Origin of the sequence: Micromonospora lutea, from assembly GCF_016863535.1 — a bacterium.
Lineage (GTDB): Bacteria > Actinomycetota > Actinomycetes > Mycobacteriales > Micromonosporaceae > Micromonospora > Micromonospora lutea.
This window is the reverse complement of record NZ_BOPB01000034.1, coordinates 1-22,862: the sequence shown is the minus strand read 5'-3', so window position 1 is coordinate 22,862 and position 22,862 is coordinate 1. Positions and strand designations below refer to the sequence as shown.

Annotated in this window: 18 protein-coding genes; 7 read left to right on the top strand and 11 right to left on the bottom strand. The window is 69.7% G+C overall.

What is annotated here, in order from left to right; translation table 11 throughout:
- The first annotated feature begins 27 nt into the window (after positions 1–27).
- Complete coding sequence (locus Vlu01_RS25435) at positions 28–1,413, top strand: glucose-6-phosphate dehydrogenase (RefSeq protein ID WP_204004174.1); 1,386 nt, start codon at positions 28–30, stop codon at positions 1,411–1,413.
- Here Vlu01_RS25435 and Vlu01_RS25430 read toward each other — a convergent pair whose 3' ends face one another.
- A complete protein-coding gene (locus Vlu01_RS25430) occupies positions 1,414–2,460 on the bottom strand; it encodes an FUSC family protein (protein WP_204004172.1) in 1,047 nt (348 codons plus the stop codon). It lies immediately after the preceding gene.
- 166 nt (positions 2,461–2,626) lie between these two features.
- Here Vlu01_RS25430 and Vlu01_RS25425 point away from each other — a divergent pair, with 166 nt between their 5' ends.
- The gene (locus tag Vlu01_RS25425; RefSeq protein ID WP_204004169.1) at positions 2,627–4,204 is read left to right on the top strand and encodes a phospholipase D-like domain-containing protein; all 1,578 of its coding nucleotides are present in this window, start codon (positions 2,627–2,629) and stop codon (positions 4,202–4,204) included.
- A gap of 48 nt (positions 4,205–4,252) precedes the next feature.
- Here Vlu01_RS25425 and Vlu01_RS25420 read toward each other — a convergent pair whose 3' ends face one another.
- The 5 genes from Vlu01_RS25420 to Vlu01_RS25400 all read right to left on the bottom strand — a co-directional run bounded on the left by Vlu01_RS25420 (position 4,253) and on the right by Vlu01_RS25400 (position 9,977).
- Entirely contained in the window at positions 4,253–5,674 is a 1,422-nt protein-coding gene (locus Vlu01_RS25420; protein WP_204004166.1) for a glycoside-pentoside-hexuronide (GPH):cation symporter, read from the bottom strand.
- Positions 5,671–6,333, bottom strand: a complete 663-nt coding sequence (locus Vlu01_RS25415) for a cytidylate kinase-like family protein (RefSeq protein WP_204004163.1) — start codon at positions 6,331–6,333, stop codon at positions 5,671–5,673. The genes Vlu01_RS25420 and Vlu01_RS25415 overlap by 4 nt, the downstream gene beginning before the upstream one ends.
- A 240-nt stretch (positions 6,334–6,573) precedes the next feature.
- A complete protein-coding gene (locus Vlu01_RS25410) occupies positions 6,574–7,722 on the bottom strand; it encodes an NAD(P)-binding domain-containing protein (RefSeq protein WP_204004160.1) in 1,149 nt (382 codons plus the stop codon).
- On the bottom strand, positions 7,719–9,641 hold the full coding sequence (locus Vlu01_RS25405; RefSeq protein ID WP_204004157.1) for an FAD-dependent oxidoreductase: 1,923 nt from the start codon (positions 9,639–9,641) through the stop codon (positions 7,719–7,721). Before Vlu01_RS25405 ends, Vlu01_RS25410 begins: the two co-directional genes overlap by 4 nt.
- Positions 9,642–9,785: 144 nt before the next feature.
- Positions 9,786–9,977, bottom strand: coding sequence for a hypothetical protein (locus Vlu01_RS25400; protein ID WP_204004155.1), 192 nt, complete (start codon positions 9,975–9,977; stop codon positions 9,786–9,788).
- Between the two features lie 261 nt (positions 9,978–10,238).
- On the opposite strand from Vlu01_RS25400, the gene Vlu01_RS25395 reads away from it, so the two are divergent.
- Positions 10,239–12,248, top strand: a complete 2,010-nt coding sequence (locus Vlu01_RS25395; RefSeq protein WP_204004153.1) for a DUF8224 domain-containing phage-derived protein — start codon at positions 10,239–10,241, stop codon at positions 12,246–12,248.
- 31 nt (positions 12,249–12,279) lie between these two features.
- Entirely contained in the window at positions 12,280–12,675 is a 396-nt protein-coding gene (locus tag Vlu01_RS25390; protein WP_204004151.1) for a hypothetical protein, read from the top strand.
- A gap of 781 nt (positions 12,676–13,456) precedes the next feature.
- Here Vlu01_RS25390 and Vlu01_RS25385 read toward each other — a convergent pair.
- From Vlu01_RS25385 to Vlu01_RS25370, 4 genes are all read right to left on the bottom strand, one after another.
- Positions 13,457–13,909 carry a hypothetical protein gene (locus Vlu01_RS25385; protein WP_204004149.1) on the bottom strand — a complete coding sequence of 151 codons (453 nt, stop codon included), beginning with the start codon at positions 13,907–13,909 and terminating at the stop codon, positions 13,457–13,459.
- Between the two features lie 234 nt (positions 13,910–14,143).
- Entirely contained in the window at positions 14,144–14,857 is a 714-nt protein-coding gene (locus Vlu01_RS25380; RefSeq protein WP_204004147.1) for a hypothetical protein, read from the bottom strand.
- Positions 14,858–15,246: 389 nt separating this feature from the next.
- Positions 15,247–16,398 carry a hypothetical protein gene (locus tag Vlu01_RS25375; protein ID WP_204004145.1) on the bottom strand — a complete coding sequence of 384 codons (1,152 nt, stop codon included), beginning with the start codon at positions 16,396–16,398 and terminating at the stop codon, positions 15,247–15,249.
- 218 nt (positions 16,399–16,616) lie between these two features.
- Positions 16,617–19,361, bottom strand: a complete 2,745-nt coding sequence (locus Vlu01_RS25370; protein WP_204004143.1) for an AAA family ATPase — start codon at positions 19,359–19,361, stop codon at positions 16,617–16,619.
- A 333-nt stretch (positions 19,362–19,694) separates the two neighbouring features.
- On the opposite strand from Vlu01_RS25370, the gene Vlu01_RS25365 reads away from it, so the two are divergent.
- Positions 19,695–19,874, top strand: a complete 180-nt coding sequence (locus Vlu01_RS25365) for a hypothetical protein (protein ID WP_204004140.1) — start codon at positions 19,695–19,697, stop codon at positions 19,872–19,874.
- On the top strand, positions 19,871–20,812 hold the full coding sequence (locus Vlu01_RS25360; RefSeq protein WP_204004138.1) for an AEC family transporter: 942 nt from the start codon (positions 19,871–19,873) through the stop codon (positions 20,810–20,812). The genes Vlu01_RS25365 and Vlu01_RS25360 overlap by 4 nt, the downstream gene beginning before the upstream one ends.
- 37 nt (positions 20,813–20,849) lie before the next feature.
- Here Vlu01_RS25360 and Vlu01_RS25355 read toward each other — a convergent pair whose 3' ends face one another.
- The gene (locus Vlu01_RS25355) at positions 20,850–21,557 is read right to left on the bottom strand and encodes a DUF899 family protein (protein WP_204004136.1); all 708 of its coding nucleotides are present in this window, start codon (positions 21,555–21,557) and stop codon (positions 20,850–20,852) included.
- A 136-nt stretch (positions 21,558–21,693) separates the two neighbouring features.
- Between Vlu01_RS25355 and Vlu01_RS25350 the strand changes: the two genes are divergently transcribed.
- Positions 21,694–22,614 (top strand): RNA polymerase subunit sigma-70, encoded by a 921-nt coding sequence (locus Vlu01_RS25350; protein ID WP_204004135.1) that lies wholly within the window; start codon positions 21,694–21,696, stop codon positions 22,612–22,614.
- Positions 22,615–22,862: the final 248 nt, after the last annotated feature.

The window sequence follows — 22,862 nt, the reverse complement described above, 5'->3', positions numbered from 1 at the left end:
GCCGGGGCAAGCTGAGACAGTAGGCCGGTGATCTCGCCACCAGACTTTTCGACGGATCCCGCCCCCACGCTGGTCGTGCTGGGCGCGGCCGGTGATCTCGCCGCTCGCCTGCTGCTGCCGGGCCTGGCCGGGCTGGTGAGTCGGCGTGGGCTGGAGATCGAGCTGATCGGCAGCGACCGGCTCGACTGGGACAATGACCAGTGGCGGAACCGGGTACGGCAGATTTTCGCCGCGGAGCCGCAGGACACGCCACAGCTTCGTACGATCGTCGACACGACGCGCTACGTGCCGGCCGATGTCACCGTCAGGGAGGATCTCGTCCGCCTGCTGAACGCATGCTCGTCGCGCTCGCTCATCCTGTACTTCGCGTTGCCGCCCGCTGCCACGGAACGGGCCTGCCGGGCACTCGCGGGAATTGATCTGCCACCGACGACGCGTCTGGTGATGGAGAAGCCGTTCGGCGGTGACCTGGCCAGCGCCGAGTTCCTCAACCAACTGGTCACCGGGTTGGTGCCGGAGAGCCAGATCTTCCGCGTGGATCACTACCTCGGCCTGTCGACCGTGCTGAACCTGTTCGGGTTGCGCTTCACCAACCGGATGCTTGAGTCGGTTCTGAACTCCAACCACGTCGCGAGTGTCGACATCCTGCTGGAGGAGAGCCTGGCATTGGAGGGCCGGGCCGGCTACTACGACGGCGCCGGCGCCCTGGTCGACATGCTGCAGAGCCACGCCCTGCACGTCCTGTCCCTGCTGACCATGGAGCCGCCGAGCACCCTCAGCGCCCGGGACGTTCGCGACGGCGCCGCAACGGTGTTGCGAGCTACCCGGGTGTGGGACAACGATCCGGTACGCGCCAGCCGGCGGGCCCGGTACACCGCCGGGAGGGTGGGCGGAAAGGTGGTGCCGTCGTACGTGGACGAGGACGGTGTCGATCCGGCCCGGCGAACCGAGACCTTCGCCGAGATGGTGGTCGAGGTGAACACCTGGCGTTGGGCCGGTGTGCCGTTCCGGCTGCGCACCGGCAAGGCGCTGCGGAACCTGGACAAGCGTGTGGTGATCACCTTCAAGAAGCCCAACTGGATTCCCGAAGGCCTGCACGGCTACCAGCGGCCCGACCGAATTCACATCGGGCTGGATCCTGAGACGCTGCGGTTGGACTTCAACCTCAACGGCCCCGGAGAGCCGAGGACCGTCGGACGGGCCGGCATGGAAGTGGACCCGGAGCCGGGAGACCTGCCCGCCTACGGCCAGGTGCTCGCCGGGGTGCTCGCCGGTGACCCGACTCTGTCGGTACGCGGCGACCAGGCCGAGCAGACGTGGCGGATCGTCGAACCGGTACTGCGCGCCTGGCGCGACGACGCCGTGCCGCTGGAAGAGTACGAGGCCGGCAGCGACGGCCCCACCGCCGCATAGCTACTCCTCCCGCCGCCTTGGGAACGTATCCTGGAACGCCTGTTCGGGGTCGACCCCGGCGAACACCATGACGTCGGCCGCGACCATCCGGATGCTGGCGTACGCGGCGGCGAGCGGTGATCGGGCCGGCACCTGCCCGCCGTGCTCGACCAGCCACCTCGCCAGTTCCGCGGCCCGGTCGGCGGCGTGCTGCCGATTGGGCCGGTCCCCCGGGTCCGTGGCGAGGCCGTCCATCGCGGCCGCCAGCTGCCGGACCACGGCCGCGAGCGGGGCGCGGAGGGGGCCCTCAATGGCCAAGGCCGTACGGGCGAGCATGAGGCAGCTACCGGCGAGCAGATCGAGATGATCCGCGCGCTCCCGTTCGGCCACGACCAGTCCCGCCCGCCGCCGCCAGGTCAGCGAGTGGCGGACGATCCGGTCGCTGGCCTTCCGGGTCGTGCTGAGCGCGGCGAGCTTGTCCCGCAGGTCCCGCAGCTTCGTCGTGGCAGCCGCCGCGCGCTGCTCGTCACCGGATTCGAACGCGTCGGCGGTCATCCTCAGGGCGTCCGCCAAGCTGGACAGGACTGCGGCCTCGGCATGCCTCAGTAACCGCAGCGGTTCCGGGGCGAACAACACCTGGCTGAACACGACTGCGACCCCGGCGCCGATGAACGCGTCCACCAACCGGTCCCATCCCTGCTCCGGCTGCCCGAAGACGGTGACGAGGATCGCCGCAACGGCGGCCTGGGCCTGGATGATCCGGGCATCATTCACCAACCGGGCAACCAGCATCGCGAGGAACGCCGCCACCGCCAGGGTCCAGGCACCACCTCCGACCAGCCAGACCGCTGCCTCGCCGACAAGAACGCCGATCAGGACGCCGGTCAGCAGCCGTACCGCGTTCGAGCCGCGGCGTCCCTGGGTGGCGTTCAGCCCGATCGCCGCCGCGACCGGGGCGAAGAACGGCTCCGCGTGGCCCGCCACATGCACGGCGATCAGCCAGGCCACGACCGCGGCCGCGCTCTGCTGTGCCAGCGGCCATGCGACGCTGATCCACCGCCGTGACATCGTCCACCCCATGGTGTCGCCCCACGTGTTCGTGGCCCTGTTCATTCTGGTTCAAAACTCGCCGCTGTCGACCGCGTCGACGACACGCCGCTGCGGGGTGGCCTACGGCCGACCGGGGCCGCCGATGGCGGGCGGGCCGATCGCACCGAGGTTATAGTTTGCCCTCATGGTGGACGTTGCCGGCGGCCGGTCCGACGGCTCCGTGGACCGGCCCGGCCTCGATCAGCTGATCGGCCGGTACCTCGCACCGGCGGTACCGGTGCACCGGGAGGACTCGACGGTCGAGATGGTCGTCGACGGCCGGCAGTGGATGCTGCGGATGCGCGAGTTGCTCGGCTCGGCCGGCCCCGGCGACGCGGTGTACATCTGTGGGCTCCAGCTCGACCACAACATGGACCTGACCGGGCGGAAGCCGGGCGAGCCGGGGTACGAGCCGCTCGGCGAACTGCTGGCCGGACTGGCCGAGCGCGGCGTGGACGTACGAGTGGTGCTGGCCGGAGCGGTCGTGGCCAGCAGCCTGAGGAATCTCAAGATCGGGCCGTTCCGGGACAACGTACGCACCGCGCACCGGCTACGGCACTGGCGGTCGGCAAAGGCACCGGCCGGGCAGCAGCCGCTGCGGGGCCGGGTGCTGCTCGACTGGTCCGGTTCCGGTATCGGCACCAATCATCAGAAGTTCACGCTGGTGCGGCGTGACAACGAGATCACCGCTGCGGTCGGCGGATTCGACTACGCCGCCAACCGCATCGACGAGTTTCCGCACCGCCGGCTGACCGTCCGTGGCGGACGCTGGGGATGGCACGACGCGGGCGCCATCGTGCGGGGGCCGGCGACCGCCGACGTCTGGCACGTCTTCCGGATGCGCTGGATCAACGGAACGAGCCTGCCCCGCCGCCGGTTCATCTGGACACCGCGGCGCTTCCCCGTCCTCAACCCGTCACTGATCACATCCGAGATCCCACCGGCGGCGCCGCAGCCACAGGCTCCGGCGTCGGGCGTCGCCGTCCAACTGCTGCGCTCGGTGGGGCCCTGGTACGTCGACTCGCTCGTGCCATGGGGTCGGCGACACTACACCTCGGTGCCACCGGAGGGCGTCCAGGAGGTCTACCTGGCCCTGGTCCAGGCGATCGGCGCGGCGCGCAGGTACGTCTACATCGAGGATCAGTACTTCCAGGAGTACCCCGGCGGGGACGACCGCTACGGGCTCTACCCCCACCTGCGCGCGGCCGCCATGCGAGGGGTCAAGGTGATCCTCGTCGGCTCGGGCACCCGCGACCCGGCCGAACGCGCACCGCTGATCAACCGTACGCTCAACCAGGATCTGCAGGACCGGCTCATCGAGCCGCTGCCGCCACACCTGCGCCGCACCGTGGGACTCTGGCGGGTGAATCACCTGACCGTGCACGCGAAGCTCGTCATCGTCGACGACGTGTTCGCCAGCGTCGGATCGGCGAACTTCTTCAGCCGGTCAATGGCGGGAGTCGACACCGAACTGACCGTCGCGACGGTGACGACCGGCACCGCGGTGCGCGACCTACGGGTCCGGCTCTGGGCCGAGCACCTTCGTACCCCCCTGACCGACCCGGCGCTGCGTACTGCCCTGGAAGATCTCGACCTCGCCCTCGGCGCCTTCCGGCTCGAGTGGCTGCCGCCCGACGCGCCGGCCGGCACCTGGCGTTGCCCCGGCATGCCGGCCGGTTTCGCTCCGCAGGAATCCGTGCTGACCCTGGTCGGACCACCGTGATGAGAGAGCCCAACAGGAGCGACTGGGCGCACCACAGCCCCGCCAACCCTATTGCGGGCCCGTCGTGTCCGCCGCGGCCGGAGTCCCGTTGGTCTCGGCGGCGCGGCGCTGCGCCGTCTCGGCCACCATCGCCCGGAAAGCCTTCTCGGTCAGCGGGTAGGCCAGCATGACCAGGACCGCGCCAATGATCAGCGCGGCCGGGACGATCCCGGCAGCCACCCGGATCGAGGTGACCGCCGCGTCGGTCTGGCTGACGCCGCCGGAGATGTAACCACCGACACCGATGGTGTACGCCGCGAGGGCGCCGCCGACGCCCTGCCCCGCCTTACGGGTGAACGACAGCACGGCGTAGCTGCTGCCCTCGGCCCGGACGCCGCTGCGCCACTCGCCGTAATCGACGGTGTCTGCCTGGAACGCGAAGATGAGCGTGTTGGTGATGCCCAGCCCGACGCCCAGCACGGCGAAGGCCAGGGTGCCCAGCCACGGCTGTGCTCCGGGAGCCAGGGCCAGCCCGACGCCGCCGACGGCGGCAACCACGCCGCCAGCCAGGAAGCCGCCCTTCTTGCCCAGCACGTCGATGACCTTGGGCAGCGCGAGGGCAGACACGATCATGCCGACGTTCTGCGCGACGACCAGCACGATGTACAGCTTCGCGTCGCTCAGCACGTCGCGGGCGTAGTAGACCCCCACCGTCTGCAACGAGAACATGCCAGCTAGACACAGCAGAGTGGATACGCACAACACGATCAGCGGACGGTTGTGGCGCATCATGGCCAGCGTGCGACCCATGCTGACCTTTGCGGTGCTGCGATGCACCGATTCCCGGGAGGTGGCGAAGGTGCCCAGGTACAGGACGAAGCCGATCACGCCGAACGCGACGGTGATGGCCGTCAGCGACCGCTGCAGATTGTCCGCACTCTGGATCTGCGGCGCCACGACGACGGCGATGAGCAGGATGGTGAGGCTGGAGGCGACCATGCGGGCGGTGGAGAGCTTGGCGCGTTCCTCGGGCAGCTGCGTCATCGCGGCCGAAAGGGAGCCGTACGGGATGTTCACGAAGCTGTACGCGAGGCTGAACAGGGCGTACGACACGTACGCGTACGTCACCTTCGCCCCCGGGCTCAGGCCGCTCGGGATCGTGAACAGGGCGACGTTGAGCGCCAGTAGTGGAATCGATCCGAACAGCACGTACGGGCGGAACCGTCCCCACCGCGTGGACGTGGAGTCCACGATCCGGCCGGCGAACAGATCGGTGACTCCGCCCCAGATCCGGATGACCAGGAACAGGGTGCCCGCGGTCGCCGCCGCGATGCCGACCACATCCGTGTAGTAGATGAGCAGGAAGGTCGCGGCGAGCGAGAACGTGAGATTGTTCCCGACGTCTCCGGCGGCGTAACCGAGGTACTGGGCACGCCGCAACCGTGCCGGCGCGTCGCCCCGAGCCCCCAAGGATGCCGTCTCGTTCGTCACGCCTGGCCCTCCAATGCCCGGACCCGCGCCTGGCTGGCCGCCACGATCAAGTCGACGCAGGTATCCAGGTCGATCGCGGTCGAGTCGATCATCAGGTGGTACAGGCTGGGGTCATCGCCGTCGACGCCGTACGCGCGGCGTACGTACTGCCTGCGGGTGCGGTCCTCGACCCGCTGCCGCCTCGCGGCGGTCTCCCGGTCGATGCCCTCGATCACCATCCGTTGCCGCAGGCGGTTTTCCTGCGGCCCGCCCAGATGAACGTGCAAGGCCCAGGGCACCGACCGCAGAACGACCATGCCGCCCCGTCCGAGCGCCACCCCGCCGGCCGCACTCGCCCGAGCCAGGGCCTCCTCAATGTAGGCGCGCACCGTGCGTTCAGCCAGGTCGAGGTGCTCGGCGGACCCGGCCGCGCCGCCGGTGGCGGTCGTGCTGCGGCCAAGGCGGGCGACCAGCCGCCGCATGGCGCTGTGGGGCTGATCGTCGACATCCGCGACGGCGTCCGAAGGCAGGCCGGTCTGCCGGACGACCGCATCCGGAATCGCCCGGTCGAGGTACGGCACGCCGAGCCGCTCGGCCACCCGGGGCCCGACGACGCTGCCACCCGCGCCGTAGAGAGCGGCCAGCGTGACGACCGGGCGGTGACGATGGGCGGCCGTCATGCCGGTGCCACGATCCGCCGCACGCGGGGCACAGTGCAGGGTTTCGGCGCCGCGGATCGTGCCGGCTGGAGCGCTGTCATTGCCGTATCCTCGCCTCAGCAAGGTCCCGGGGCAACCCCAACGGAGCACCCCCACGTGCGTGGGGAGGGTGCGCCACCCGCGTCGGCACCACCCGGTGGCACCGGAGCACCCCGACGTGCATGGCCTCATTGCTGGTGCAGCGCCACGCGTGCTCCGAGGTCACCTCCACGCTGACGGTGTCGCCGCGGCGTCGCGCGCCAGGTGCCGCACGACGGCGGCTGCGGCGGCCCGTCCGGCCCGGCTCGCCCCGACGGTGCTCGCTGACGGGCCGTAGCCGACCAACTGCACGCGCGGATCTCGCACGGCCGTGGTGGCGCCCTGAACGTTGCCGGGGACCTGCACGAGGGCGATGCCGCCCTGCGGTGACCGCAGTCCGAGCGGAGCCAGATGGTCGACAGCAGCGCGGAATCCGGTTGCCCACAAGATCACGTCCACCGCCTCGAAGGAACCGTCGGCCCACCGCACCCCGTCCGGCTCGATCACCGAGAACATGGGACGCCGCACGTAGGCGCCGAGCTCCGCCGCGCGACGCTCCTGGGGCCGCAGCGCCAGGCCGGTCACGCTCACCACACTGGCCGGTGGAAGTCCTTGGCGTACGCGCTCCTCAACCCTTGCCACGGCGGCGAGACCGGCCTCGGAGTCGAAGTCGTCGTCACGCCACACCGGTGGACGCCGGGTGACCCACAGGGTGTCGGTGACCGGTGCAAGCTCACCGAGGAACTGCACAGCCGAGGCGCCGCCACCGACGACGAGCACCCGCCTGTCGCGGAAGTGCTCGGCCCCGGGGAAAGCCACGGTGTGGAGCTGCTCGCCGGTGAACGACGTGATCCCTGGGTAGTACGGCACGAACGGTCGCGTCCAGGTGCCGGTTGCGTTGACCAGGGTGCGCGTACGCCATCGCCGCTCGCCGGCGTGCACCAGAAGCAGATCACCGTCGGCTTCCACACGAGTGACGTGGACGGGTCGGACCACCGGCAGCCGATGCCGCCGCTCGTACTCTCCGAAGTAGGCAGGGATCACCTCGTTGGCCCGCCGGTGCGACCGCGCTGGCGCCGGTGCGGCCGGCAGGTCGGCGACCCCATGGACATCCTCCATGGTGAGCGAGTCCCAGCGGTGCTGCCAGGCGCCCCCGGGCGCCGGGTTGGCATCGAGAACCACATGATCGATGCCCCTTTCCCGGAGGAAGAAGGACGCGGCGAGGCCAGCCTGCCCGCCGCCGATGACCAGGCTGTCCAAGGTCTCGGTTGGCAGTGCGGGGTGGCCGCGACCGTCGTCTCGACGGTCGGGGCCACCAACGGGGAGGGTCATCCTTGCCGTCGCGCGGCGTCGCGGCCCGCCAGGTAGCCGAACACCAGCCCCAGCGAGATCGTCCCTCCGGCGCCTCCGTAGAACCCCTTCATGGGAGCGCCACCCGCGTTGCCGGCGGCGTACAGGCCGGGGATGGTCTTGCCTTCGGTGTTCAGCGCGCGTCCCGATGCGTCGGTCCGGGGACCACCCACCGTTCCGAGCGCACTGGCCTGCACCTTGAGCGCGTAGTAGGGCGCGGTGTCGACCGGGCCGAGCACGCTCGACCTCGGGCTCTTCAGCATCGGGCGGATGATCTTCGCCAGGGGGCCGACCACGACGGAACGCAGGCGCTCGGGGTCGGCCTTCTTCGCCACCCGCCCCGCCAGCTTGCGCACGACCGGACCGAGCAGGGCGGCGATACGCATCCGCGCCTTCGCCGTCGCGGCGGGGAAGAGCGCATCGGGCGAGTACCTGCCCAGCCTGGGGTAGTAGGCGCCGAAGTAGCGGTCGAACAGGGTCTCACCGCGGTTGAACTGAGGGTCACGACCTCGGCGCGCTTCCGGGTTGAACCGGTCGACCGTGCGGAGCAGTCCGACCTCGTCGACCCCGATCTTGGCGGCCAGCTCCGACAAGGTGTCGGCGCTGTGGAGGTAGTCGGGGACGGGTCCCCTTGGAGTCACGCCAAAGATCCCGAACTTCGTCCAGTAGTTCTGGTCGAAGATCAGCCACGCCGTGGCGTTCGGCATGGTGCCCGTCTCCGAGTCGACCTCGCGCATGATCTTTCCGAACTGGTCGTAGGCGAGCGCCTCGTTCGCGAAGCGCTCCCCGTTGCTGTTCACCATGATGCTGTGTGGCAGCGCTCGTTCGCCCAGGAAGACGCGACTGAGCGGACGGCCCTCCAGTTCTTCACCGGGCAGTTGTACGCCCGGCATCCACCAGGCGTCCTCCATACCGGTCAGGTCAGCGCCCACGTCCTTGGCCAGCTGAACCGCGATGCCGTCGTGGCCCTTGGGGGAGACCTGCACGCCGAATGGCGCGTCGAGATACGTTGTCGTCAGGTCGCTCGAGCTCTCGAACCCGCCGCTGGCCAGCAGGACACCCCTGGTGGCGCGAACGGTGTGCTCCACGCCGTCGTCAGCTCGTACGACAATCCCCCGCACCGCCGACTCCTCGATGATGAGTCGGGTCGCGGGCGCCTCGACCCGCACGTCGACGCCATTGCGCAGGCCGGCCTCGAGCAGGGCCCCCACCAGCGCCGGTCCGGCGAGCCAGACGTCATCGATGCCGATTCCACCCAGCAACCAGAACGGGAGCGGGTTCTTGGCCATGCCCGTCGTCAGGGCTGGCCGCACGTACTTCGCGGCATCTCCCAGCCCCGTGGGGGAGTAGGGGCCGGGGAAGAGCGCCCGACCGACGGAGGCGCCATCGATGTCGGAGCGGTAGTCGGGCCAGATCGTGGGGATCCAACCAAAGGACGTGTGCTCCTCGATGTACCGCGCAACCTGCGGTCCGGTCACCAGGAACTTCTCCACCAGGTCGGGGTCGAGGACCTTGTCGCGGCCTTCGCCGTAAATGTAGCGTCGCGCCTGCTCCAGGTCGTCCTTCACCTTCAGGCTCTTGGTCGAGAAGCCGTGGTTGGGAATCCACGCGGCACCCGCAGAGATGCCCGTAGCGCCGCCCACGATTTCCCGGGACTCGACGACCAGGACTCGTGCACCCTCCTTGGCCGCGGTCAGTGCCGCCATCAGGCCCGCACCGCCGGACCCGACGATGGCTACATCCACCTGTTCGGGGATGCCCTCTTGGGTCACGGTGCCGATGGAGCCACTGCGACGACTCGCGCTGCTATCCATGATGTCCTCCGTTTTCCGTAATCCCCCCGCACGCGTTGAGAAAGAGATGAGGCGGTGACATCTAGTTGAACACTCAACTACATCCACCTGTTCCTTCCTGCCGGTGTGATCCCGGCAACCATCAACTGTTCGCCGCGTACGTCCCGGGCGTCGGCAGCCGGTCGGCCAGGGTGAGCAGCTGGTCGCGGACCACATCGAGCTGCGCGAGCCTGTGAGGGACGGCGCAGCGGGTCACACTTCCGTGTCTCGGTGGTCGAGCCACCGCCGGACTGCCGTGAGGTCGGTGTCGGCCAGTCCCACATGCGGATCGACGCGGTGCAGCAGCGCCGGGTGTGGGTGGTGTGCGGCGACCCAACGCCGGTCGGTGTCGGTGATTTCGTCGTCGAGCCAGACGAACGCACGCCCTGCCGCCCACCGCACCACCGAGGCGGTCTCCAGTGCACGCCGTACGGTGGTTCGTCACCGTCGATTCAGTCGACCGGCAAGGCAACCACAGCCTGAGCCGGGGCGTACTCAACGGCGCCATCGGTCAACTGCTGACCGCACGACCGGCACCCCACCGCCGTACCGGTCGACTGGCCGCCGTCCACCGGCGCCCGTCCGTGGCCATTCGGCCAACCGGAAACGTGTTTCTCCGGTTGGCGCTCGCTCCGTAAGATCTCCGCGATCAAGGGGGATGGAACGGTGGACGATTTCCAGCAGTTCGTGACGGATGTGACTACGCGTCTGTCCACGATGTCCAAGGGTGAGTTGTACATCGTCGGCGACGGTCTCGACCGGGACTCACTCTGGCTCACCTTCCTCGATTCCTTCCCCGCCGGCACCAATCTGCGGTTCCGTGAGCGATCCGAGTACGACTGCTCGACCTGCCGCGGTTTCATCAAGCACTTCGGCAACGTCGTTGAGATCGACGACGGGCGGGTCCGTACCGTCTGGTCCGGGGTGTCGGCCTCCGACCCGGTCTTCTCCGTCGTCGCCGCCGCTCTGGACGAGTTCGTTCTGTCGCTGCCGTTGTCCACCATCTTCCGGTGCACTCAGGCTCAGTACGGGACGAAGACCACCCGAACGCTGCGCGACGGCCAGGTCGAGGTGTGGCACCACCTGCACGGCCGGGTGGAGAAGCGGCATCGCAGCGAAGACGTCGGCGCGGCACAGGGCCAGTTCGACGCCGCGGTGCAGGTCTTCCAGCGTGGCCTGGCCGAGCTGAGCCAGCACGCTCTGGACACCGTCGTCGACCTTATCGACGACAACGCCCTCTACCGTGGCACGGAGCATCGTCGGGCGGTGACCGAGTTCCGGTCGCTGCAGAACCGGTGGACGAAGGCGACCGACGGACGGGCCTTCGTCTTCGCCAACGCCATGAACCCGGCGGCCCGGTTCCGCAACACGGTGATCGGCACCCTCGCCCAGGACCTCTCCGTGGGCGTCGACCTGGAGCAGGCGGTCCGGTCGTTCGAGACGAAGGTGGCGCCGCAGAATTACCAGCGCCCCAGGGCGTTGATCACCCCGGTCATGGTGAAGGCCGCCATGAAGACCATCGACGAGCTGGGCATCGAGGAGTCGTTGCAGCGACGGTTCGCCCGGCTGTCCGACGTGTCGGTCACCAACGTGTTGTGGGTCGACAACGACACCCAGTCGCGGATGAAGGACGGCATCGAAGGGCTGCTCATGCAGGCGGCCACCACCAGGTCGTCAGGTGCGCGCCTCCATCACGCGAAGCCGGAGGAGGTTCCGGTGGTCTCCTTCATCAAAGACATCCTGCCCGGTGCCGCGACCATCGACCTGTGGGTCGCCAACAGCCACGAACCGCACCTCGTCAGTCTCACCACCGGCCGGCACCCGGCCGCCCCGCGGCTGTTCACCTGGGACAACGATTTCGCCTGGTCCTACAACGGCAACGTCACCGACTCGATCAAGGAGAAGGTCAAGCGGGCCGGCGGCAACGTCACCGGCAGGCTGCGGGTGAGCCTGTCCTGGTTCAACCACGACGACCTCGACCTGCATGTGTTCGAACCGAACGGCGACCATATCTGGTACCAGGAGAAGCGCAACAAGCTGGACGTCGACATGAACGCGGGTGGGACGCTCTCCCGCGAGCCGGTGGAGAACGTCACCTGGACCGACCGTGTCCCCGACGGTGAGTACCGGATCGAGGTGAACCAGTACCGCAAGCGGGACAGCAGCGACGTCGGCTTCGTGATCGAGACCGAGAGCAACGGGAAGATCGAGCATTACAGCCACGAGCGCGCGGTCGGCCACAAAGAGACCGTCGAGGTGGGCCGGATGACGGTTGTCGGCGGGGTGATCACCGCTTTCCGGCCGGGTAAGGACGTGCAGCCGGGCAGTGCGGGCAAGGAGTTGTGGGGCATCACCACCGAACAGTTCGTGCCGGTGTCCACGATCATGTACTCGCCGAACTACTTCGACGACAACGAGGTCGGCAACCGGCACTACTTCTTCATCCTGAAGGGGTGCGTGAACGACCAGCCGACGCGGGGGATCTACAACGAGTTCCTCCGCGGCGACCTGCAACCGCATCGCAAGGTGTTCGAGGTTCTCGGCGACCGCACGAAGTGTGAGCCGTCTCCGGATCAGCTGTCCGGCCTCGGCTTCAGCTCCACGGTCCGCAGCTCTGTGATCGCCAAGGTGACCATGACCGGCGGCCGGCGCCGCCTCACCAGCATCCAGTTCTGATTCCCTACCCAGAAATCGGAGAGAGGCCATCGTGACCATCTTTGAGCAGGCCACGCGGGAGAAGTTCCGCTATCCGTCGGCCAAGGGATTGCTGACCACGGAGCAGTTGTGGGAGCTTCCGCTGACCGCCAAGTCCGGCTTCAGCCTCGATGACGTGGCCAAGGCGGTCAACGCCGAACTCAAGGCCGTCGACACCGAGTCGTTCGTCACCACGGAGGCCAATCCGGCAAAGGCGATTTTGGAGACCAAGTTGGAGGTCGTCAAGCACGTCATCGCCGTCCGCCTCGCGGAGGACCAGGCCGCAAAGGCGGCAGCGGCCAAGAAGCTGGAGAAGGAGAAGCTGCTGGCAGTCCTGGGCCGCAAGCAGGATGCGGTCCTGGAAAACCTGACCGAGGAAGAGCTGCTGGCCCGGATCAACAACCTGTAGCCCGCCGACAATCAGCGTCTGCCAGGCAGGTCCGTCGGTACCTCGTAGCCCACGTCCGAATCGGATTGTGTCGATCATCGGGCACAGATCCGCAGCATCCGCGCGCACTTCGAGTGCGCATGACGGCGGTTGTCTTCGCTGCCGTCGACATCGATCCGGCTGCGCGGAGGACATCATCCGCTCGACAATTCGTTCGACCTGGCGATTTCGGCTGAACCGTGGCGAGATCGAGTCCGGATGCATGACGCACAGTACTCAGCGAAGGAACTCCGTGGCATCATTGAGCGGCTGAGGAATGAATCGGATTACTGGCAGAAGCGAGGGATTACGCTGCACCAAATCGGCGGCCCATGGCACCGTGGACAATGCACCGCGAAGAGCCAATCAGCCGAACCTCCCTACCGGCCCCTACTTCCTCACAGACCATGGGCGAGGAAACTGGCTCTTCGTACCCGACGCCACCGCGGACACCTCAACCCCGCCTAACTTCGAAGAGCCCGAATGGCATGGGATCGCCCTCTCTGTTGGAAGGGGTGTCTCCCGCAACGCTATGTTGTGCAACTGCTCACCAACAGTCCCTAGTGGACCGGTGGCGGGTCGGCGAGTCGACCGTACTCAATGATCGTGCACTACGAATCTGAAGGCTTGGCCAGTGAGAGGGCCGCTAAGGTTCGTGCGGATGTGCGACGCGTACGTGATCCCGCTACTGGTCATCTTCGCCGTTCCCGCTATCAGCCCGGTGTCGACCAGGAATGGGGCGGGGTCATCCGGCGCGGCTTGGTCAACGCAACCGCTCGGTCATCTGCTTGAGACCGTCCCTGATCAACTGCCCGTACGCGTCGTCGCCCAATGCCCCGATGGTGGCCTGTGCCTGCTTGAGGTGCTCATGAGCCCGATCGAGGTCGCCGAGCTTGCGGTAGCACTCGCTAAGGTTCAGGTGCAGCGAGGGGTACAGGCCTTCCACCGAGAGCATCACCCCGGCCTCCGCGATCCGCTCCTCGGTGATCAGGCCGGCCGCCGTCAGCGCCCGCTGGTCCCACAGCAGCTCCTGCTCGACGTCGTCCTGTGCATCGGCCATCGCATGTGCGAGCGTGCAGCGTTGCAGGGGATCGCCTTGCTCTCCGCCGATCTCTTCCCAGATCTCCTCGAACATGCGGCGAGCGGCTTCTCGCTCGCCTCCGTGGTTGAGTTGCACGGCCTCGCCGATCCGCAGGATCGTCGGATCTGTGATCATCTGATCTTCCTTCCGGCTTCCTCACGCGATGGCGGTCGGATTGCCGCACCATCGGAAATGGGTGACGCCCGCGACGCCCGCACGGCAGACAACGATCGTTTCCCATGCTCAGCCCAGCAGGAACGGCTGGGGCGGCGAGGTCGAGCGGGCGAGCGCCTGGTAACACCAGAATCGATCGTCAGGAAGGCGCGCTGTACGAGGATTCAGTTCTCGATCGTGGTCCGCTTCGGTGTTCTACACCAGCAGACTCTCCCGCATCCGTGCGCCCGGATTGATGCCGCCGACCACGTGAGGACCGGTTGGATCGTGGACGTCGATGGTGTTGTTGCGGCGCATCATCTCGCGGACCGGAGGCGGCAGCCGGGGCGGGTCGTCGATGGCTGTGAGAACCTGCCCGGCGGTCGAGATCAGTCGATCGGCCAGGGCTGCGGCGTCGGTGTCCACCCGCACCTGGCCGTACTCCCAGCCGATGATGGTGAGGTCGAGCACCTCGAACACGCGGGCCAGGAGCAGGTTCGGGTCGGCCACCTGGCCGAGCCGGGGGGCGCGGCTGCCGACCACTGAGACGGCGGCGGTCACCTGCACGTACGGGTGGAGGCCGCGCGGCAGCGCGAACAGTGGCCACCGCAGCGCCGGTCCGGCCTCCTTCCACAGCGGCCGGTAGTTTCGGCGGTGCACCAGGAGCCGCCGACCCGTGCGGCGGTGCACGTCGTGGGCTTGGGCCTGCAGGTCCGCGTGAGCCGCGTCGGCGGCCTCGCTGACCATGTGGGCCGCCACCACCAGGCCGTCGTCGTCGTCCAGCATCCGGGTGATCGCTTCGACCTGCTCCGGAAAATGGACCGGCGAGCCGGTGCCGTACCGGTGCCGGACATCTCGCAGCAGTGCCTGCTGCCGCTCTGGATCGAGCTGGACCCGCTTGCTACCCAGCAACTGCCGTAGCCAACGCATCTCGCCTCGTTTCAGCCGCCGCAGATCGCAGCAATGCTAGTGCGTCGGACGCCCCTCGTACCGCATGGGGTCTGAGCAGACTCTCACTCTGCCAGCGGGCCTCAACGGCCTGAGAGGTGGTGCGGCGGCGGGTTACGAGCAGTGCCCCTGGTTTAGAGCGACCGGCAGTAGGGCTGGCGGGGCTCCGGCGCGCCCTGGCACTTCGGCTGGCGGCGTTGTCGTCGTCGGCCATGCAACACCGGCATGGCCTCCTCCTCCGCCTTGCCACCCTCGGCCAAGACCCGCCTCGCCTCCACCGCCCTACTGCCGGTCGCTCTTAGCCGGGCCACGTGGGCGTCGTTGCGCGGCGGAGGCGTTCGAGCGGAATCCTCGAACGCCTCCCGAGGGAATCAGCCGTCGGCGCTGAACCGGGTGCGCCGTCGGCGGGCGGCCAGCAGCAGCGCCAGACCGGCACCGACGACCAGCGCACCCGCGCTGACCAGCATCGCCACGGACGCGCCGGTGACCGGCAGCCCGCCGCCGTCATCGCCACCGGAACCACCGTCGCCCGGCCCGCCTGGGGTGCCCGGGGTGCCTGGGGCGCTCGGGGTGCCCGGGGTGCCTGGGGTGCTCGGGGTGCCCGGGGTGCCTGGGGTGCCCGGACCACCGTCGGTCGGGGTCGCGGAGGGCGACGGCGGGCAGGGTGTCGCCGTGCGGGTGTGCCGGGCGAGCTCGAGGTCGAGGTCGAGATTTCGCACCACCACCTCCGCGCCGGGCTCGGCCGGCACCGTGAAGACGTCCCGGGCACCGGCCGCGATCCTGCGGTCCGCTGCCGTCCGACCGTCGACCGTCACCCGCAACAGGACGGCGCCCTCGGCCCGGTTGGTCAGCTCGATCCGCGCCCCGTCGCAGGCGTCGGTCACCGCCACCGAGACCGCATCCGGGCCGCAGCCCGCCGGGACACGGTACGTCCCGGCGAACCAGGTCACCATGTCCGAACCGGTTCCGCCGCTGGCCAGCAGGTAGTTGTCGCCGTCGGCGAGCCGCAGCACCACGGTCGCCGCGCCGGGTGCCACCGGGGCCAGTTCCTCGGGGGCCGGCGCGGCGGGGGAGAGCAGCCGCAGCCCCCGGATCGGTTCACTGCCGGCGTTGGCCAGCCGCAGCTCGACGCCGTAGCACTCGGTCTGGGCGGTCACGGTCAACTGGGCAGCGCCGGTGCAGCCCCCCGGCGCGCGGAACACGAGATTCTGGTCGGGCAGCCCGTCGCGGCGTACCACGAAGACGTCTCCGTCGACCGCGCCGTACCGGCGGCTGCCCCGGTCCGTCATCTCGAACCGGTCGATGATCACGTCGTTGCGGCGGATGGTGGTCGGCCAGGTCTCGGTGCCGCCGATGGTGCCGGTGTCCCAGGAGAGCGCGGCGACACCGCAGGAGGCGGTCAGGACGACCCGGGGCGGGTCGGCCTGGGCCGGTGTCGGGACGCCGAGGATGAGGGCGCCGACCACGAGGGCCCCCGCGAGAGGCAGGGCGAGTAGTCGGCGGAAGAGCACGGGAACGCGCATCGACGGGCAACCTTCTGGACGCAGGACCGGTTCGGCTCCGCGGTCGGACGGGCGGACCAGGCCGGCGACGGAGTCGGCCGACGGAGCCGGGCCGGGACCGCCGGACCGGGCCGGCCGGACCCGACCGGGGTACGCCGGCACGGGGACCGGGTAACTCCAGCACGGCACGAGCCGCAGGGCATGAGTACGGGGGTACTCAGATCTGTGCGGTCGGGTGCTCAGTCCGCCGGCCTGCCGGCCGGTTCGGCTTGCCGGGGTGCGACCGGGGCGGAATCCAGCACCTGGCGCAGGCCGGCCCGGCCGGTGACGCCAAGTTTCCCGTACGCGCGGTGCAGGTGGTTCTCGACCGTCCGCTCGGCCAGGTGCAACCGGTCGGCGATCAGCCGGGTCGGTTCGCCCCGGGCAGCAGCCAGCGCCACCTCCCGCTCCCGCTCGGTCAGTCCGCTCACCGGGCCGGCCATCCGCAACGCGGGGGTGGCCGCCGGTTCAGCCCGGCCGAGTTGGACCTCGGCGAACAACTGGGCCCGGGTCGCTGGTCGGGGTTCGCCTGCGGCTCGCCAAGCCCCGGCGGCCCGGCTCGCCGCCTCGGCCGCGTGCAGCGGCAGGCCGTATCCGGCGAACTCCCGGGCGACAGTGAACAGCTCGGGCGCGTCGGTCGCCGCGGTCGACGCGTACCGGAGCACGAGCTGGCCCAGAACCCAACCCGACGGCGGTGGGTACCGGCCGAGCAACCGGGCGGCGAGGTCGGCCTCTCCGAGCCGGACCAGGTCGAGCGCGCCGAGGACGGCTGACCCGAGGGCACCCTGTTCGCCGTGCCGGGCGATCTCCTCGCCGAGGACGGCGCGGACCCCGGCCTGGTCGGTGCGGACGGCGGCGTGCCAGGCCAGTGCCCGGGCGACCTCCATCTCGAAGAGGCGGTTCCGGTCCGGGCCACCCCGGTGTCGGTCCAGGTCAGCAACGGCCGCGGCCACCTCGTCCGCGGCGCCGTGCTGGGCCGCCGCCTGCAACCGGACCGCCGCCGCCCACCGGCAGGTGGGCAGCGCCCGCTGGAGCCGCTCGGCGACGACGTACGCCTCGGTGGCCCAGCGCAGCGCGGTCGCCGGCCGTCCCAGCAGCAACGTAACCAGGCCGAGCGTGAATGCGCCGAGCGCCTGCGCCGCCCGGTCCGGCGGATGCAGGCTCGCCTGGTACGTCTGTTCGGCCTGCGTCAGCGCGCCGAGTGGGTCGAGCAGGTTGCACCGCATCCAGGCGTCGGCTGGACGCATGCTGTCCCCGTGCACCCGGCTCGGTCCGGTGTGCCGGGCCGCCAGCGGGGCGACCTGAGCGACCAGGTGTGCGGTCTCGGCATGCCGGCCGGCCAGCATCAGTGCCGCTGCGGCAGCGCTGGCGGCGGCGAGGCGGACCTCCACCGTGTCCGCCGCCCGGTACGCGGCCAGGGCCGGGTCCAGCGCGGAACAGTCGAGCCCGTACGAGCGCAGGTAGTACCGGGAGGCGGTGATCGCCTCCCGCCATCGCGGTTCGGTCACCGGCGCCGCGTCCAGCACCTCCCGGGCGGCGCGCAGGTCGTCACCCTGGTGGGCCAGTGCGGCGGCGTGCTGGATGGCGACCTCCGCCCGTTCGGCGTCGCCGGTGGCCTCCGTGGCCAGGTGGGTGCAGCGGCGCAGCGCCTCGTCGACCCGGCCGAGCGCCAGCATCGCCCGCACCTCGACCAGCCCGGCGGGCACCCCGGCGCCACTGTCGTACGCGTGCCGGGCCAGCCGCTCCGCGAGGGCGTACTCCCGGATCAACGCGGCCTGGTCCGCCGCCGCGAGCATCCGTTGCGGGTGCACCCTCCCGCCGCCGTCGAGGCGCCACAGCGCGACCCGCAGGACGTCCTCGGCACGGCGGACGCCGACCGCGTCGAGTGCGTCGGCGAGCCGCCGGCTGTGCCGGAGCCGGGCGAGTTCCGGCAGGTCGGCGCGGAGCAGCTCGCCGTAGAGGGGGTGGCTCAGCCGTACGCTGCGGCGCCGCATGGAGGTCTCCACGGTGAGCAGCCCGCGTCGCTCCAGCGTCTCCAGGCTGGCCGCGCCGACCAGGTCCACGGCGACGGCCAGCGGCACCGGCTCGCCGAGGGCGAGCAGTTCGAGGGCGTCCTGTTCGGCCCGTTCGGAGACGGCGAGCCGGTCCCGGAGCAGTTCGACGAGCCGAGGCACCGGACGCAATGGGCCGGTCAGCCGCCACACCCCACCGGCGCGGTCCAGGACGCCGGCTTCCCGGGCGGCGATCAGCAGCTCCCGGAGGAACAGCGGATTGCCGCCGGTGGCCTGCCGGAGCCGACGCAGCGTGCGGCCCTCGACCGGGCCGCGCAGTGCCGCGCTGACCAGCGTGTCCGTGTCGGCGTCGGAAAGCGGGGCAAGGTCGATCCGGAGCACGTCCCGGTCTTTCCACAGCTGCGTGACCGACCCGGCGGTCGAGGTGGCCGGTGCGGCGGAGAAACCGGTTCCGAGTTCGTCGATCCGAAGCGTGGCCAGCAGGCTGACACTCCGTTCGACGACCAACTGGTGTACGACGGCGGCGGACACCTCGTCGAGCAGGTGCGCGTCGTCGACCAGCAGCACCGTGGGGGTGCCCTCGACCAATCGGCGCAGCCCGCGTAGGCCGCGTTCGACCAGGCCCACGGCCGGCGTGGCCGGATCGGCCCCGGTATCGGGCGGTGCAGCCGCGTCCCGAGGGTCGCCGGGCAGCAGGCCGAGGAGCGCGGCGAGCGGCAACCGGCGACCCGCGGCGGTGGGCCGGACGGTCAGCACCCGCCGCCCGGCCGCCCGGGCACCGGCCGCCGCCTCCTGCGCGAGCCGGGTCTTGCCGACCCCGGCCGCTCCGACGAGCAGTACCCCGGGGACACGACCGGCCCGCACGGCCGCCGTGACCGCCGCCAACTCGCGTTCCCGGCCAGTCAGCGGCATCGTGTCCAGGCCCGGCAGCATGCCGGCAGCGTATCGGGCGAGGCGACCCAGGGCCTGGAGGCCGGCATCCGATGCCGTCGGTCTTACTGGTCAGGCGGTCTGGCCCTGGCCGGCTTTGCCAATTAGAACTTACAACGCGTCAACAAGGCGTACCTGACCGCTGTTATGCCATTTTGGTTACAGCGCATGGGTTCTGCCCGGTGCACGTTGGGGATGACCCCGTGAAGCTGCGGGGGAGTGGGATGTTTGCTCGGTCTGGACGGGATGCGAGGCTGACTGCGTGGCTTCCCGATCAACGTACACGGGGACATCCGCCGGCTGCCCCGGTTGTCTGGTCGCACCATGGATGCATCGATGTATCTGAATGTCGACAAAAGCGCGGTGGGGTGCCACGAAACCGGGCTCACCCTGCGGCAGGTCGATGACCTCCTCGCCCAAGTGGAGATTGTCGCCGGCTTTCTCGACTCGTACGCCCCGGACGCCCGCCGGTCCCTGAGCCGGCGCGACGCCGGTGCGCCGGTGACGTCAAGATGAGCTTGGTGTCGGCGTTCGTGCCGATCTGGATTCTTACCGCGATCGGCTACGCGGCTTGTCGTTGGGGCCTGCTGGGCGAGGCGGTGGCGTCGGTGCTCGGTCGGTTCGTGTTCCATCTTGCGATGCCGTCGGCCCTGTTCCTAGCCCTGTCCCGAATGCCGCTTTCCGAGTTCGACGGCCGTTCGCTGCTCGCCTTTGGAGTGAGCACGGCCGCAGTCATCGGGTTCGGGTGGGTCGGCGCGAGCCGACTGTTCGGTCGCGAGCCTGGCGAACGGCCGATCTGGGGCATGGCCGCCGGGTACGTGAACTCGGCGAACCTCGGCATCCCGATCGCAACGCAGGTTCTCGGCAACGTGTCGTTCCTGGCGGAGGTGGTGCTGCTGCAGGTGCTGGTGGTGACCCCCGTGATCCTGGTCGCCCTGGACCGGCACAGCGACCCGGCCGGGCGGGTACGGGTCCGCCGTATCGCCTCCCTGCCGGTACGCAACCCGGTGCTCCTGGCGTCGCTGCTCGGTGTCGCGTGTTCGGCTGCCGGCCTGCATCTGCCGTCGGCGGCCGGCGCGTCGCTCACCCTGCTGTCGGGTGCCGCGGTACCGGTCGCCCTGGTCGCGCTCGGCGCGTCGCTGCACCGCACGGCGCCGTCGCGGGCAGAGCCGGCCGAGCCGGCCGAGCCGGCCGAGCTGGCCGAGCTGGCCGTGATCACCGCGTTGAAGCTCGTCGCGCAGCCGGTCATCGCGTACGCGGCCGGGCTGGCCTTGCACCTATCCGTATCGCAGTTGCTCGCCGTGGTGGTGTGCGCGGGCCTGCCGACAGCGCAGAACACGTTTATCTACGGCCAGGAGTACGGCGTCGGCGAGGCGGTGGCCAACCGGGCGGTGGTGGTGACCACGACGCTGTCGCTGGTCACCGTGGCCGCGGTGGCGACGCTGCTCGGGTAGGTCCGTCAGGGCACCGCGCTGCCCGATCGTCAGGACGTCATCGCGGTACGACGCCGGGGCGTGACCATTGCGCGGTGGGGCGGCCGTTGAGACGCCACGGGTGCCCGGTGACCCGCAGCCAGCCTTGAGGCGAGTTTTCCCAGTTCTCCTGCCGGCCGTACACCGTGAGGTCCAGGGCGTGGTAGGTGGTCATCAACGCCTCCACGCCCCGCCCGGTGGTCCAGTAGGTCTCGTAGACCTTGTCGCCGTCGCGCAGGTAGCACGCGATGAACCCGCATCCACGACCGTCGACCAGAGCCGGGTCGGAGTCTTTCGCCGAATACCAGGGGAACCTGTAGCCCATGAACTCCGCGAACGGGGCACTTTCGTCGTAGGGACCCTCGCAGAACACGGCGTAGGTGACGTCCCGAGCGTGCAGGTAGTCCAGCATCTGCATGTGACAGGTCGAGAAGGTGCACCCCTCGCACTGCTGCTCGTACGGTTTGCCGTCGTGCCACATGTGGAAGTAGGCGATGAGCATCCGGCGGCCCTCGAACACCTCCAGCAGCGAGGTGTCCCCGCCAGGGCCCCGCACCGTCACCGTCGGCATCAAGGTCATCGGCAGTTGACGACGAGCGGCTGCGATCGCGTCTCCTTCGCGGGTATGGGCCTTCTCCCGGACCAGCAGTTCGTCGCGCTCGCGCAGCCAGGTCTCCCGGTCGACGACCGGGGGCGCGGCAGCGCTGGACGCGGGGGTTGCCGTCATGGCTATCTCCTTCGTGGAATGGGGATCGGTCACAGGTACAGACGACCGAGTCGGCGATCGTCATCGGTGACCGATGACGGATGGGTCCGCGGTCGTCAGTACGGTTGTGCGGACCACTCAGCCCCGGGGAAACCACATGTCCGACTCGCCTGATGAGCAGGCGGTCTGGCTGCAGCGCGCCTTCGACGAGCACCGGCGTGAGCTACACGTCCACTGCTACCGCCTCGCCGGGAACGTCACCGACGCGGACGACCTGGTGCAGGAGACCTTCCTGCGTGCCTGGCGGGCTCGCGACCGCTTCGAGGGTCGGGCCTCGGCGCGCACCTGGTTCTACCGGATCGCCACGAACGTCTTCCTCGACAGCCGCAAGGCGGCCGGTCACCGGACGGTACCGTACGGTGATCCGCTGGAGTGGTCCACGGAGCTCGGTCCCTATCCCGACGCTCTGCTGGCCGACGATCCGCAGACCGGTCTCGCCGCCCGGGAGACCGTCGAGCTGGCCGTGATCGCAGCGCTGATGTACCTGCCGCCGCGGCAGCGGGCGGCTTTCGTGCTGCGCGACGTCTACGGCTGGACGCCGCAGGAGATCGCCGCGGCGCTCGACACTGCCGTAGCGGCCGTCAACAGCCTCCTCCAGCGGGCCCGCCACACCCTCCGGCGGCGCGCTCCGTCGGACCCGAAGGACTGGCGCCGCCCGCAGCTCACCAGTGAGGACGAAGAGATTCTGCGCCGCTACGCCAACGCGAAGGACTCGGAGACGATTCGGGCACTGCTCGCCGAGGACGTACGGATCACGATGCCGCCCGAGCCGCCGGTCGTCGGGATCGACGCGGCCGCGGAGTTCCTCGGCCGACCGCTCGACTGGCGTACGTTCCCCAGCTCGGCCAACGGGCGCCCGGCACTGATCAACTATCTCCGCCGGCCCGGCAGCCCGCACTACGAGGCGTTGGTCGTCGACGTACTCCGGATCGAGAACGGGAAGATCGTAGAGAGCAACGCCTTCATCGGTGCCCGTCACGTCGCCGCCTTCAACATGCCCGCCACGCTCGAGCCCTAGACGAGTAAGTCTCAAGCTGGGTGGCCGAGTTTGTGCTGGTAGTGGGATCGTAGGGCTTGGGCTTGGGCTGTTCGTCGTCAGGTTGACCAGTGCAGGGTGTGCTCTGCCGGGCGGTGCGTTGCTGCCACAGTTCCTGCCGACACGGCCAGATCCGCTGGACGCTCTGCTGCTGTCCATGATGACCGTGGCGATCACGCTGGCCTGGTTCACAGCGGTGGCTCGGTAGCCAGCGAAGAACGGTACGCGGC